Here is a 13,517-nt window from a genome sequence, read left to right as displayed (position 1 = left end):
TTATCGACGAGCACTTCCACGGCACCGGCCGCGACGCCATCGCAGGCCTTTCGATGTCCGGTGGGCCAGCCCTGCACATCGCCACCTTGGAAGACAGGTTTGTCGCTGCGGGAACATATTCCTCCTGCCCGTCGACAACTGGGCTTGTCGGACAGGCCTTCGCCAGCGGCACCGTGCGCATTAATAAGGGCGACCCAGCACAGATGTGGGGCAGCTCCTGGGATCCGGCGTGGGCCGCCCACTCGCCCGTGCGCAATGTTCAGGGGCTCAAGGGGAAGAAGATTTTTCTGTCGGCCTCACGTGGTTTGCCGTCGGAGCTTGACGTTGAGGTCGTCGATTCGCCCGAGCCACTTCTTGTGCCTGATGAGCAACTCGCGTATGCGTGTTCGCTGCACTTCATCGCAGAGGCACGACGCAATGGCATCGACCCGGATTGGTACGAGTTCAAGGAAGGGACGCACAACTTCGGCTTGTTCCGACGTGAGTTAGTGGCAAGTTGGGACACGCTCGGACCAGCGCTTGGTGTGGAGTAGTTTTTAGCGTCTGACGTGCTGATTTGTTGATATTGGGAAGTTTCCTTTATTGTTAGCAAGTCGCAAAAAGCGAGCGCGCCCCGTTCGTCTAGCGGCCTAGGACGTCGCCCTCTCACGGCGGTAACACGGGTTCAAATCCCGTACGGGGTACAAGGAGAAAACCTCCGATCCGGATTCCGGGTCGGAGGTTTTCGCATTGGTAGCGTAGGTTCAGTGACTTCCCTTAGTTTCTTCGAACTCGACGTGTTCTCAACCGGTGCCTACACGGGAAACCCTCTCGCGGTGATCTGCGGGGCGGACCATCTGACCACTGAGCAGATGCAGCGGATCGCAGCTTGGACGAATTTCTCGGAGACGACGTTTCTGCTCGAACCCACCAACGACGAGGCCGACTACCGGGTCCGAATCTTCACCCCAACCGAGGAATACGCCTTCGCAGGGCACCCGACCCTGGGCACGGCGCGTGCGTGGCTGGAGTTGGGTAATACGCCGAAGGCCTCAGGCGGCGTCGTCCAAGAGTGCGGTGTTGGCAATGTGCAGGTGCGTATCAGCGAATCGACGCTCGCGTTCGCAACCCCACCGCTGAAGAATTCTGCACCTCTTACGGCATGCGAGCGTGCAGAGATCTGCGACGTGTTCGGGGTGGGGGAGAGTTCGCTCGTTGACGCCGCGTGGGGCGACAACGGGCCGGGCTGGCGGTTGGCACTGCTGGATAGCGTAGAAACCCTGCGCGCGTTACAACGACCGGCATCGAGCGATCTCAAGGTTGCGTTTGCCGCACTCACGGGTGGGACGGATCCGGCGTATGTGTTACGCGCTTTTACTCCGACGTTCGAAGACCCGGTGACGGGTAGCGCGAACGGTGCGATGGCGCAGTGGCTGCGATCGCGCGGGGACGTGCCGGCAACTTACTCGGTCTCCCAAGGTACTGCGCTCGGCCGGGACGGTCGCGTGGCGATCAGCGACGACGGCTCCGACATTTGGGTTGGTGGAGCGGTGACGGTGCGGGTGCGGGGACAGATTGTCGTCGATTAGCAGAAGTGTTCGAATGTTCCGTCTTTCGTGTCGGCGGCACCTTTACAGTGGGACGTGTTTCCCGACAGAAAGGAGCCGTACATGGCAGAACACATTCCGGTTGCATCCCCATCACCGCGAATCATTCGGGCTATCAACGTCGCCGCATTTGCACACCGCAATGACGTGCGCAAAGGCACCGACATTCCCTACGTATCGCACGTGTTTGGCGTGATGCACTTCGTTTCTCAGGTCACCGACGACGAGGACGTTCTCATCGGTGCACTATTCCACGATATTTTCGAAGATGTCCCCGAGGAATACAGCGCAGAGCAGATGGCTGCGGATTTCGGCGCGCGAGTTGTCGGCCTCGTCCGAGGCGTGACCAAAGACGACAGCATCGGCAGCTGGCAGGGACGCGCCGACGCATACCTTGCTCATCTTCGCGAAGCCGAGGAGGGCAGTGTTCTCATTGCAGCTGCAGACAAACTGCACAACCTGCTTTCCATTCATGCCGACCTCGACATAATCGGGGATGACCTCTGGGGACGCTTCAATTCGCCTGTAGAGCGGCAGGTGTGGTGGTACCGCTCAGTGTGCGATGTGGTTCAGGAACGCTTGCCGGGCAATCAGTTGGGTGCGGAGCTTCGTCGCCAAGTCGAGCGATTGGAAGCCCGCACCGCCTAAGGTGGGGCACATGTCCGGCGTAACTTTTGGCGAATACGACGCGCGTCGCGGCATATGCCGTGCCGATTTCGAGTGGGCAGCAGCAACGCTCGACGAGTACTCCGCAAAGGGGCGTAGCAAATGAAAGTTGCCATCATCGGAGCAGGCCCCCGTGGGCTGTGGGCTGCAGAAGAGCTCATTGATCGTGCGGGGCAGCGTGGAGCAGCCATCGAACTTACGGTGTTTAACGAGACACCGATGGAAGAAATCTCAGCACCAGGAGCGTTTGGTGCCTCGGTTCCGGAGCAGTGGATCCTCAACGCCCCCAAATCCATTGTGGAGACCCACCTGGGGCCCTTAGATCCAAACGACGAGTTGGAAGGGCAGTTCCCTCCACGGCGTCGAGTAGGCGAGCACTTGAATGCTTCGTGGGAAGCGTTGCGGACGAACTTGCCAGCAAAGTGCACGCTTGATTTCCGCATCACTCGGGTACAGGACGTAACCCCTGTGGGAAATGGCGTTGAAGTGGACGGCGAGCAGTTCGACGATGTACTCATGGTGACCGGGCACGCGCATGACTGGCCAGGCTCGCTTGCTCATCAGGATCTCGGGGATCTTCGTGTAATCGCCCCGGCGTACCCGGCAAGCAATCTGGATTCGGTCACATCCGATGACATCGCGCTCGTGCGCGGAGCAGCGCTGACCTTTATCGATGTCGTGCGCTATGCAAAGGCGAAAGCGTTTTACCCAGTGACCCGATCGGGCCGTTTTATGGAGGTCAAGGCCTACCTCGACGAGGAGCAATCGCGCGCCGCCCAACCCATCATTGAAAAAGCTGACCGGGCGATTCTGCAGTGCCAGTCGCTTGAAGAGCTCAAGGAAATTCTGACGGAGTCAGCAGAAGCCATCCTCACGATCGTCGGTGGCGAAGGTGCGTGTGAGGATATTCAAGCGGTGATCAACGGCGAGGACTTCACAGGGGATCCAGTGGCGGAACTTCGCACATCCGTCGCTGCTGCAAAAGGGGAGAGACCATGGACGCCGGCGCTTGCTGTGGCGCTGGCGTTTCGCGACACCGAGGATGCGCTCATCCAGCGCGCGTCCTTCGGCGGTCGAGATTCGCTTGGCGGCTCCGAGTTCGACGATTTCATGAGCACACTCGGGCGCGTTGCTACCGGCCCACCTGTTGAATCGGCGGTGGAGATGCTCGCGCTTATCGACGACAACCGGATCCGCACCGACGTCTTCAACCGTGGCGAAGACGATTTGACCGAAGTGGCCAAGGAGGTCGGCGCAACAGTCGTGATTGACGCCGTGAACGCACCTGCCGGAGTCGTCGACGGAACTCTCATTGGGGATCTCGTCGAGCGTGGTGTCGGGATGCGTTATGCAGACACTAGCGCCCTGCACATCCACCCGGACGGCACATTGGTGGGGCAGAAGCACCTTGCTGCTGCAGGGCGGATGAACGAGGGGTTGGTCCTCGGCCACGACACGCTACGCCGAGATAAACAGAACATTATCTATCGGTGGGCTGAGCGTGTCAGTGCCCGTGCAGCGGAGTAGCCCTTAGATCCCGAACTTGTGGCGGATGTCTTGGACGAACTGAGGGTTCAGGTTGACCAGCACCGCAACAATGGCAGCGATGAGGCCGAACAAGATGCCCAACACCGTCAGGACGATGCCGGTCGTGCTGGAGCCGGACGCGTCGGTTTCAGTGGTCTCGTGAGGGCCGTTGTTGGCGTCGTTCTCGGACGGAGTTGTCCCGGTATCGGCGCCGGATTTCTCTGTGGTGGGCGTGACGGTTTGCTTCACCGTCGTGGGGACAACCTTGGTGGTTTCCACAACGGTGGGAGATGGGGACGTAATCGTCGAAGTTTCCGTCAACGTCACCGTGGACACCGAAGTGAGCGTGGTCGGCTTCGCGGCGCTCGTCGTGGTCGCGCTTGGTTTTTCAGTCGTCGTCGGTGCTTCTTCCTGCGGGGCGTCCTCCTGCGCGGCATCCTTCTTCAGCAGGGTGACCTGATCCACCACGTACGGGGTGTTGATGTTGTACGTCGTGAGCTTCAGCGAGTCCGACGAGACATCGATGCTGGTGTAGTCCGGGTTGTAGTCTTGGCGCCAGCGTGCGGTGGACTTGTGCGCCAGGTCAGTAACATTTTCTTCACGGACATTCGGGTGGGTTGTGCCGTTTTCGTCCTGGAAGTCGTAGTACTTGCCACCCGTTGCCGTGGTGGAGGTGACGTAGAGGACCTCGTTGTCTTCCGGAATAAGAATGTCGCCGGACTTCGATGCGCCAGCGGGGATAACAGGGTCGACACCGTTCATCAGATGCGTGCGCGTGTAGATGTGGTCGTGGCCGCTGAGCACCAGGTCCACACCGGCTTCGGACAACTTCGGGGTCAAGGAGTTGCGTAGTTCGACGACATCCTTGTCGGTGTAGTGCGTGCCCTGGGAGAACGGTGCGTGGTGGATACCGACGATCACCCAGTCGGCGTCGCCACCATGTGCGGCAATCGTTTCGTTGACAAACTTCGCGTGGACGTCGATGTCGGCCTTGGATGCGCGATTGCCGTCCAACCCGATGAACAAGACGTTGTTGTAGTTGAAGAAGTAGTTCGCGGTGTCATCAACTTCGTTGGGCAGGAAGTACGTGTCCTGGAAGTGACGGTCGAGCGTGTATGTCTCGTGATTGCCCTTCAGTACGGCAAGGCGGTACTCCTGGAGTTTCTCTGGCGCGGTGAATGCCTCAAGCTGTTTGACCGGGGCACCCCAGCCCTCAACTTGGTCGCCCAGGTGCATGATGAACGCGGAGTCGGGGTGTTCACCGGTTGCGGTATTGACCGCTTTGTTCCATGCGGCGGACTGCTCGGCGATTTTCGTATCTACGCCGATTTGCGCATCGGCCATGGCGAGGAAGCTCCAGGAATCTCCGTCGGTGCCGGTGGTAAAGGTGCGCTGCTCGCTATAGCCACGACGATCGCTTCCAACCCGGTAGGCGTACTCCGTGTCAGGCTCGAGGCCGGTCATCGTCGCTTCGTGCGGGTAGAAGACAGCCGAGTTGTACGGGCCACGGGGCGATTCCACGCGCGTGATGTTGGTTGGATCAGCAGTCGGCCAGTACTCCAGGAACTGTGTTTCGTTGGTCTTCGACTGCCAGGCCAAGTTCGCTTCCGTTGCGTCGGATCCGATGCCGAGGACGATGCGGCTGATGCGGGTGTTGATTGCACCTTCAGGGGCATCTGCAGCGACGGCCGTCGTGGCAGAGCCAAACAGCGATACGACAACGGCCGCGGAGATTGCGCCGCGGCGGAGGGAACGAGGGGCACGGGAAAGCGAAACAGTCATGTCCACCCACACAAGTCACGTTGTTTTAACAGCGGGTTACTAGCGGATCGTCACCTCAGTGAAGTGTGGGTGAACTTTTGGAAACTTGGCGGGTTCCTCGTTGCATGAGTCTGTGAGCTGGTTGAAAGTGAGCGGCATGAGCTCGAAATCCCGTGTCAATCGCCGTATATTTCTCCAAACCGTCGCTGCGACTGTCGCCGCCGCAGCCCTAGGCACAGGTGGTGCCGTTGCTGCCCGCCGCAGCACAGTCTCCACTCCCGAGGTGCCAACGCCGGCGGATCAGTGGGGCTTGCCGTTTTTGCACGGGGTTGCTTCCGGAGATCCGCTGCCAGATCGCGTGGTGCTGTGGACTCGTGTGACGCCCTCGCGCGAGGCGTTGCCGGGCTCAGGTCTTGGCGACGATATCGAGCTGGAATGGCAGATCGACACCAATGAAGACTTCACTCACCCAAAGACAGGAAGCGCGACGGCGAGTGCGGAATCCGACCACACGGTGCACGTCGATCCGGACGGGCTCGATCCAGATACGGAGTACTTCTACCGTTTCATCGTGAAATCCGGTGAGTACGCCGGTGCTTCCTCGCCAATCGGGCGTACGTTGACGGCTCCTGCAAAGGACGCTGACGTCGATACGCTGAATCTCGCAATCGCTTCCTGCGCGAACTGGGAGTCCGGATTCTTTAGCGCCTACGCTGACATGGCCCAGCGTGCGCGCGCGGGCGAAATCGACCACGTGGTGTTCCTCGGCGATTATATCTATGAGTATCCAACCGGCGAATACGTAGGCAAGAGTGGCGTTGCCAGGATGCACCATCCGGAGTGGGAAATCACCACGTTGGAGGATTACCGCCAACGTTACGGCCGCTACCGCACCGACTTGAACCTGCAGGCGGCCCATGCGGCGTGCCCTTGGATTGTGGTGTGGGATGACCACGAGTCGGCGAACAACAGCTGGCGCGAAGGAGCCGAAAACCACACGGACGGCCGGGTTGAAGGGAAGTGGGCGCAGCGCGAAGCAGCGGCGATGCAGGCGTACTACGAATGGCTCCCGGTGCGTCGCAGTGCGCTCATTGAGGCTCCAGGCATCTACCGCAGCTTCCAGTTTGGCAACCTCGCGCAGCTGACCATGATGGATCTGCGCACCTTCCGCGACGAGGAAACCACCAGCGACAACTTTGCCAACGATGAGCGCACAATGCTTGGCGACGAGCAGTTTGCCTGGGTGGCAGAACAACTCCAACAGTCCACCGCACGCTGGGATGTGCTGGGCAACTCGGTGATGGTCTCGCCGATGCGATTTGCCACCATCCCGGACAACGAGAAGGCCAACATCGCTGCAGGTTATATGAAGGAGCGCGCGACGGGCATCGCGGTGAATTCGGATCAGTGGGACGGCTACGCCGCGGAGCGCGACCGCCTGCTCACCATGTTGGACGAGCAGGAATCGAACGCACTGTTCCTCACCGGCGATATTCACTCGGAGTGGGCGAACTCGATCGCCTCACCGTCCGGCTTCGGCGAGATCGGCTGCGAGATGGTCACCACCTCAATCTCCGCGCCTAACGTGGACGAGATCCTGACCACCGCGTTCGGCACGTACCACAAGGAGGACAACTCCACGTCGTTGCTGGTGGAGCAGACGATTCGGGATGCCAACCCGTGGGTCAGCCATATCGATTTTGACGCACACGGCTACGGCGTGGCCAGCATCCACTACGACTACGTGGACATGCTCTACTACCGCGTCTCGGACGTGGAGGACCCGGACGCTTCCGTCAGCTTGGGCGAGAAGCGCCAGTGGCGCATCGGCGAGGGGTTCGTCGAAGCATAATCTGCTTATCGACGACGGCCGCGACATCTGGGTGGGCGGTCACCGCCCGCGTGCGCGGCACCATCGACCTGTAGGCGCGGCTAGGACATCATCACCTTGGTCTGGGCGACCGCCTCGTCCATGCGGCTGATCGCGTGGTGCAGCCGGTGGCGCAGCCAGAGGCCGAGGAGGAGGAAGGGCAGTGCGAAGAGGACGAGGATGCCGAGGTCTCGCCAGAAGTCCCAGCCGTAGGTGCCGAAGACCGCGGCGCGCATAGCGCGGATCGAGTAGGTCGCGGGCAGCCAGGGGCTGATCGCCTGCGTCCAGCCCGGCAGCAGCTGCAGCGGGTAGGCGCCGCCCGCCGCCGAGACCTGGAGCACCAGGATGAGCACGCCCACGGCCTTGCCGGCGTTGCTCAGGGAGAGCACCAGCGTGTAGCAGATCAGGTGGAAGACCAGGCTCGAGACCCACCCCGCCATGAAGAGGAGGAAGGGGTGCGCGGGCTCGATGCCCACGTAGACGATGAGGCCCGCCATGAGGAGCGTGGATTGGGCCAGGCCGGTGGTCACGAACGTCAGGTAGCGGCCGAAGTACTTCTGGCCCGCGGTGACGCGGCCGGGATCGACCACGTTCTGTTCGATGGAGCGGTCGTCCGTGCGCACGGCCACTGACGTCAACAGGGCGCCTACCCACAGGGCGAGGACCGTGTAGAGCGGGGCCATGCCGGCGCCGAAGCTGACGCGGGGGAAGACCTCCTTGCGCTCCACCTTGACTGGGTCGACGAGGGCGTCGGCGAGCTCCTCCGGGTGGCTGGAGACGAGGTCGGCCAGCTTCGTCAGGTCCCCGCTCGAGCGCGACTGCGCGATCGACCGCTGCGCCTCCTGCATCCTCGCCGCGCTGGCGCGCAGAGATTCCGCCGTGTCGCGCAGGTTCGCACCGGAGGCTGCGAGGGTGTCGCGCAGCGAGCCGGGCCGATTGGCCAGGGCAGAGGAGACGCCGTCCATGTCCGAGCGGGCCTTGTCGACGTTCGCCCGGACGTTGTCTAGCGAGCCCGACAGCGCCTCGAGGCGCGGGCGGATCCCGGTGTCGTAGGAATTCTTGGCCGAGTCCATCGCCTCGCGGGCCCGGGCGATCGAGTCCTTGATCTCCTGCCGGTCCGCGTTCTTCCCGTCCCGGCCGCCCTGCCCGGCGGTGAGGCGCGCGGCGGCGTCGTTGAGTCGGTCGCGCACGGCCGTCTGGCGGGCGATAGCGTCGTTGAGGTCGCCGACCACCGCGCGCACCGCCGGTTGGGCGTCGGGGGGAAGCACCGGGGCGACTTGGCCGTTGATGGTGTCGCGCAGGGCCGTGTACTGCTTCACCTGGACATCGATGCGCGCGGCGATGTCCGTCAGGCTCGCGGCGGTCGCCTGGGAGGTGGCGGAGGAGTCCGCCATCAGCTGGTCGACGCGGTCGCTTATGGCGGCAAAGCTTTCCGACGTTGCCCCCAGCGCCGCCGCAAGCGCTGCGCCGCCTCCGCCGAGGCCCGCCCCGGTGGCTCCGAGGTCGACGGGGCGGACCTGCCCGAGGGAGTCGCCCAGCGCCCCGGAGATCCGCTCGGCGCTGTCGACGAGCGGCACGCTCGACTCAGTGAGCGAGGCGAGCGCGTCCACGGTGCTGGCGCTGGAGAGCAGCTGGTCGCGGGCGCTGGCGGTGCGCGTCTCGATGGAGTCGAGTGCCTGCTTGGTTTCCGCCTCGTTGAAGAAGTCCGAGGTCGTCTCGATCAACCCGAAGGACACCTCGGCGAGGACTCTAGTAAACGACGCGCTGATCTGGGCGCTGACGCCCTGCGCGCCGCTGGAGATGAGCACCGGGGAGATGGGGTTCTTCTTCTCGTTGACGTAAAGGTCGATGCGGCTGGGTTCGGCGTTTCCGGCGTAGAAGGTGAACATGTCGTCGCTCAGCGTGGGCGGCAAGACGATGGCGGCGTAGTACTCACCGGACTTCGCGCCCTCGATGGCGTTGTCGGCATCGGTGATGACCCAGTCCATAGAGTCGTCGCGGTAGAGCTGGGAGAGGACCATGTCGCCGACGTTGACGGACAGCGGGGTGAGATCGCTCGTGTGGCCGCGGTCGGTGTTGGCCACCGCCACCTCGAGGCGCTCGGTGTTGCCGAATGGGTCCCACGTGGCCAGCACGTTGAACCAGGCGAAGAGGCAGGGGATGGCGATCAGGCCGACCATGACAATGCCCGCCATGACGTTGGTGTAGAGCCGGCGCAGGTCGTTGTAGGCGATGGAGAAGACGGTACTCACTTGGTGTCCTCGCTTTCGGCATCCGCGGGCCCGATGGTGACGCTGGTGCCGGCGGAGTCGTGGCGGTGGATCACGGCGTCGCGCAGCTCGGCCTCGCCGAGGCGCGAGACCTGTTCGGCGTCGACGAGGCTCTGCGTGAAGTACTCCACCGCGCCGAGGTAGAGGACGACCAGCAGTGACCAGGTGACGACGATGGCCAGCATGATCGTCTTGTCGGTGGGCAGGAGCATGGTGAGCAGGGTGATGATGGCGATGCCGACAACGCCCGCGCCGATCCCGCCGAAGATGAGGGTGCGGTAGTTCTCCCGCAGCATCCGCGCCCGCTTCTCGACGCCACCGCGGAACTCATCCCGGTCCGACAGGGCGGCCATGATGTCGGACGCGCGGTAGGGCGAGCCCATGACCTCCACCTTCTCGTTGGTGATGAGGTTCGTGCGCGCGAGCTGGCGGTTGAACAGGAGGTTGGCGTGCGAGGAGGTGAGTCGGAACAGCCACCCCAGGGCGAAGGCTGCGGCGGACATGGCGAGAAGCGCCGCCAAAAAGCGGAGGTAGTGATGACCGTAGAACCCGGCGATGGTCTCGCGCATCGCGTCGATGCCGTAGCGGAAGGGGAGGAAGGGGTAGATGCGGCGGAAGAAGTCGGGCATGAGCTCGATGGGGTAGAGGCCCGACGCGCCCGGGATCTGGATGACGACGAGGAAGACGGCGATGCCGCGGCCAATGTGGCCGAGCGCGGAGACGATGGAGTAGATGATCCCTGTGTAGGCGACCCCGATGACGATTGCGGTGGCGAGAAAGGCCGTGACGGACTGTATCTGCACCCCAAATGCCACGTTGCCGAGCGTCACCACGACGGCCTGGAGCACCGAGAGCGTGGCGAAGAGGAGGAAGCGGCCGAGGTAGGCCTGGCCGACGGTGAGGCGGCGAAAGCCCTCGGTGTCGACCTCGACGCGGAAGATGATCGTCAGCACGAACGCGCCGATCCACAGGGCCAGGTTGGTGAAGAAGGAGGCCATGGAGCTGCCGTAGTTCTCCGTGGGGAAGACGGCCTGCTGCTCGACGGTGACGGGCGAGGAGATGTACTCGCCGATCTTCGCGGAGTTGAGGTTCGTGACAGTGTTGAGGGCCTTCGAGTCGGAGGTGGCCAGGAGGGCGTTGATGTCGGACTGGGCGGCGCGGGCGCCGTCGGCAAGCGTGCCGAGGTTGCCCGAGACCTCGTCGAGGATGCCGAGGCTGGCCGCGAGCTGGTTGTCCACCCCGGCGAGCAGCGAGGTCGTTTCCTCGCGCAGGGCACGCTGGCTGTTCAGCGCGCCGCGCACGGAGGCGACGCTGCCGGAGGCCTGCGCGAGCGAGGCGTTGATCGCGGGCACGGACTCGCCGAGCTGCGTGCTTGCGGCGCGCGCTGCGGCGTTGGAGTCGGCGGTCGCGGCCTCGAGGGAGTCGCCGAGCTCGCCTATTGACGCCAACGCAGCGCCCGTGCGGCGGTCCACGTTGTTCAGGCCGTCGAGGACGGCGCGGGAGGCGACGGTACGCTCCTCCAGCGCGCTGGCCGCGGCGTCGAGCTGAGCGCGGACCCCGGGCGATAGGGCGGCCCCGGCCGACATGGCGCGCAGCTGCGCGGCGGCGGATTCGCCCTGCTTGACCACGCCGTCGACCTCGCCGACGGCGGAGCGCACTCGCCCTTGGGCGGTGCCGAGCTGGCCCGTCGCCTCCGCGATGGAGGCGTTGGCGGAGGCGGCGCCGAGGCTGAGCGCGTTGGTGGACTCGACGAGCGCGGCCGACGTGTCGGCGCTGAAACCGGCGGAGGACTTCTGCAGCTCGGCGATGATCCCCTCGGCCTCGCCGAGGGAGGAGTCCACGGACCCGAGGGTGTCGTCGACGGAGCCGACGAGGGTGTTCAGCTCGGTGACGACCGGGCGCGCCCCGCTGATGCTCTGCTTCATCGTGGCCACCCGCCCCTGGGCGGCGTCGAGGTCGGCGGCGATCTGGCCGAAGCTCCCGGAGGCCTTGCCTCGGACCTTCTCGGCGTCCTCGCGCGTCGCGATCCCCTTGTTGCGCAGCTCGGTCGCGGCGGCCTCGCCGACCTTCTTCTTGAAGGCCTCGGACACGGCCGTGTCGACGGCGTGTGCGCCGGCGTCGGTGATCGAGGGGGCGACGCCGTTGCTCTTCTCGTTGACGTAGTACTCCAGCACCGGCTGCGTGTAGGTGCCGCTGACCAGGCTCAGCAGGTCCTCGCTGAACTCGGGCGGGATGAGGAACATGGCGTAGTAGTCGCCACGCATGAGCCCGTCGCGGGCCTCGTCCTCGGGGAGGAACACCCACCCGATCTTGTCGTTGCCCTTGAGCTGCTCGGTGATCTGCTCGCCGACGTCGACCTCGCCGACGCGCTCGGCGGAGGCGCCCCGGTCGTTGTTGACCACCGCGATGCGGATGTTCTGGGTGTGGGCGTAGGGGTCCCAGAAGGCGTTGATGTTGAACCACGCGTAGAGCGCGGGGATGATAAGCACGCCGACGATGATGATGAAGGCCCGGGGAACGCGCAGCAGGCGACGAATGTCCCGTCCAAGAATCTGCCCGCTCTTTCTCACGTGGCGAGCGTACCCTCAAATGGAGCGTTTGGGGGAAACTGAGCCAAACTCGAATCCTTCAACCCCGGCGGCAGGACCGCTCAGCCCGCGCCCTCGTCGCCGACGCTCTCGAGCGCGGCGTGCTCGGCCCGGGACTGGCAGGAGCCGACGCGCGGCGCGTGGCTCACCGAGGTACTCTCCGGCGGCGTCGCAGAGGCGCTGCGCGAGCGCGGGTTGCGTCTGTATCTTGAGCCGGGGCGCTCGCTTGTCGACGGCTGCGGGCTAACCCTTGCCGAAGTCGCCTTCACCAAGACCCGTTCCGACGGCGTGCCCTTGGTGGGCCTAGCCATGAACCGCACCCGGTGCTGCACGACCTCGGATAACTTCCTCATCGACCCCTACCTGGTCAAACGGACTCCGCCGAGTGAGGAGATCGAGGCGTTCTTGGTCGGCGCCTACTGCATCGAGGACGAACTGATCCTGCGGCGGAAGACCCGCTTCCCCCGCGGTGTGGTCTGCGGGGCGCTTGGACGACATCGACGTTCGCTGACGCCCGTTGGCACCCCCAGTGCCAGGCTGGAGCTCGGCTAGAGCTCGGCTAGAGCTCGGCGCTCAGCCGAGCGGTGGCGTCCTTGAGCGCCTCGCCGCATGTTGCGCCGGGGGAGGGCTTCAAGCGCTCGGCGGGACCCGACACAGACAGGACCGCGACTAAGGTGCCGTCGGGCTGGAACACCGGGGTGGACACGCTCGCCAGGCCAACCTCGCGCTCGGAGACAGACTCGGCGTAGCCGACCTTGCGTACCTGTTCGAGGTCCGCTGCATCAAACGGGGAGTCGATCGGGCAGTGGGCGGCAAACACGCGGGCCGCAGAACCGGCCGATAGTGTGAGCCTGGAGCCAACCGGCACCACGTTGTGCAGTCCGCTTTCCGGTTCTTCGGCAGCGATGCAGGTGCGGGTCGATCCCGTCAGTTGGTAAAGCTGTGCGGATTCCCCGGTCTGTGCAACCAGGTCTCGCATAACCGGCGCGGCTGCCGGAAGCAGCGCGGAGGGAAGCCCCGTGGCAAGACCGGTCAGTGCTGGGCCGAGTGTCCATTCGCCGTGTTCGTTGCGGGAAAGCACATGGTGCAGTTCCAGCGCAGTGGCAATGCGGTGGGCGGTTGCGCGTGGCAGGCCGGTGTCGTCGCTAAGTTCTGCGAGTGTTTTATCACCCGCACCAACCGAGCGTGTGATGGCAACTGCGCGGTCGAGGACTTTAATCCCGGAACCTTCGTTATACTGTCTCACAGT

9 protein-coding genes, 1 tRNA gene and 1 pseudogene are annotated in these 13,517 nt (G+C 63.9%); 7 read left to right on the top strand and 4 right to left on the bottom strand.

Annotated features, from left to right (window positions below; all coding sequences use genetic code 11):
* The 5 genes from HMPREF3145_RS12060 to HMPREF3145_RS09320 form a co-directional block, all read left to right on the top strand.
* A partial coding sequence (locus tag HMPREF3145_RS12060) for an alpha/beta hydrolase-fold protein (protein ID WP_246817576.1) occupies positions 1–533 on the top strand: 533 nt, incomplete at its 5' end.
* A 77-nt stretch (positions 534–610) separates the two neighbouring features.
* Positions 611–683: transfer RNA gene (locus tag HMPREF3145_RS09335), tRNA-Glu, on the top strand.
* A 63-nt stretch (positions 684–746) separates the two neighbouring features.
* Entirely contained in the window at positions 747–1,568 is an 822-nt protein-coding gene (locus HMPREF3145_RS09330) for a PhzF family phenazine biosynthesis protein (RefSeq protein WP_070422963.1), read from the top strand.
* 81 nt (positions 1,569–1,649) lie between these two features.
* The gene (locus HMPREF3145_RS09325) at positions 1,650–2,234 is read left to right on the top strand and encodes an HD domain-containing protein (protein WP_070422962.1); all 585 of its coding nucleotides are present in this window, start codon (positions 1,650–1,652) and stop codon (positions 2,232–2,234) included.
* Between the two features lie 120 nt (positions 2,235–2,354).
* Complete coding sequence (locus tag HMPREF3145_RS09320; protein ID WP_070422961.1) at positions 2,355–3,779, top strand: FAD/NAD(P)-binding protein; 1,425 nt, start codon at positions 2,355–2,357, stop codon at positions 3,777–3,779.
* A gap of 3 nt (positions 3,780–3,782) precedes the next feature.
* On the opposite strand, the gene HMPREF3145_RS09315 is transcribed toward HMPREF3145_RS09320, so the two are convergent.
* Positions 3,783–5,561, bottom strand: a complete 1,779-nt coding sequence (locus tag HMPREF3145_RS09315) for a fibronectin type III domain-containing protein (RefSeq protein WP_141740858.1) — start codon at positions 5,559–5,561, stop codon at positions 3,783–3,785.
* Between the two features lie 136 nt (positions 5,562–5,697).
* Between HMPREF3145_RS09315 and HMPREF3145_RS09310 the strand changes: the two genes are divergently transcribed.
* Positions 5,698–7,392: an alkaline phosphatase D family protein gene (locus tag HMPREF3145_RS09310; RefSeq protein ID WP_070422959.1), complete on the top strand. Its 1,695-nt coding sequence runs from the start codon at positions 5,698–5,700 to the stop codon at positions 7,390–7,392.
* A gap of 80 nt (positions 7,393–7,472) precedes the next feature.
* Here the strand turns inward: HMPREF3145_RS09310 and HMPREF3145_RS09305 are convergent, their stop codons facing one another.
* Both HMPREF3145_RS09305 and HMPREF3145_RS09300 read right to left on the bottom strand, forming a co-directional pair.
* A complete protein-coding gene (locus tag HMPREF3145_RS09305) occupies positions 7,473–9,662 on the bottom strand; it encodes a YhgE/Pip domain-containing protein (RefSeq protein ID WP_246817575.1) in 2,190 nt (729 codons plus the stop codon).
* Positions 9,659–12,250, bottom strand: a complete 2,592-nt coding sequence (locus tag HMPREF3145_RS09300) for a YhgE/Pip domain-containing protein (RefSeq protein WP_083279498.1) — start codon at positions 12,248–12,250, stop codon at positions 9,659–9,661. Before HMPREF3145_RS09300 ends, HMPREF3145_RS09305 begins: the two co-directional genes overlap by 4 nt.
* 135 nt (positions 12,251–12,385) lie before the next feature.
* On the opposite strand from HMPREF3145_RS09300, the pseudogene HMPREF3145_RS09295 reads away from it, so the two are divergent.
* Positions 12,386–12,751: pseudogene (locus tag HMPREF3145_RS09295) on the top strand (diaminopimelate decarboxylase); the annotation flags it as partial.
* Positions 12,752–12,827: 76 nt separating this feature from the next.
* Here HMPREF3145_RS09295 and HMPREF3145_RS09290 read toward each other — a convergent pair.
* Positions 12,828–13,514: an IclR family transcriptional regulator gene (locus HMPREF3145_RS09290; protein WP_083279497.1), complete on the bottom strand. Its 687-nt coding sequence runs from the start codon at positions 13,512–13,514 to the stop codon at positions 12,828–12,830.
* Positions 13,515–13,517: the final 3 nt, after the last annotated feature.

This window comes from Corynebacterium sp. HMSC05C01 (genome assembly GCF_001807155.1).
GTDB lineage: Bacteria > Actinomycetota > Actinomycetes > Mycobacteriales > Mycobacteriaceae > Corynebacterium > Corynebacterium coyleae.
This window is presented reverse-complemented; position numbering and strand designations above follow the sequence as displayed.

Bases quoted from the DNA above. Each gene is read 5' to 3' on its own strand.
- HMPREF3145_RS09325 (WP_070422962.1), top strand. From the start codon at position 1,650: ATGGCAGAACACATTCCGGTTGCATCCCCATCACCGCGAATCATTCGG.
- HMPREF3145_RS09320 (WP_070422961.1), top strand. From the start codon at position 2,355: ATGAAAGTTGCCATCATCGGAGCAGGCCCCCGTGGGCTGTGGGCTGCA.
- HMPREF3145_RS09315 (WP_141740858.1), bottom strand. From the start codon at position 5,561: ATGACTGTTTCGCTTTCCCGTGCCCCTCGTTCCCTCCGCCGCGGCGCA.
- HMPREF3145_RS09310 (WP_070422959.1), top strand. From the start codon at position 5,698: ATGAGCTCGAAATCCCGTGTCAATCGCCGTATATTTCTCCAAACCGTC.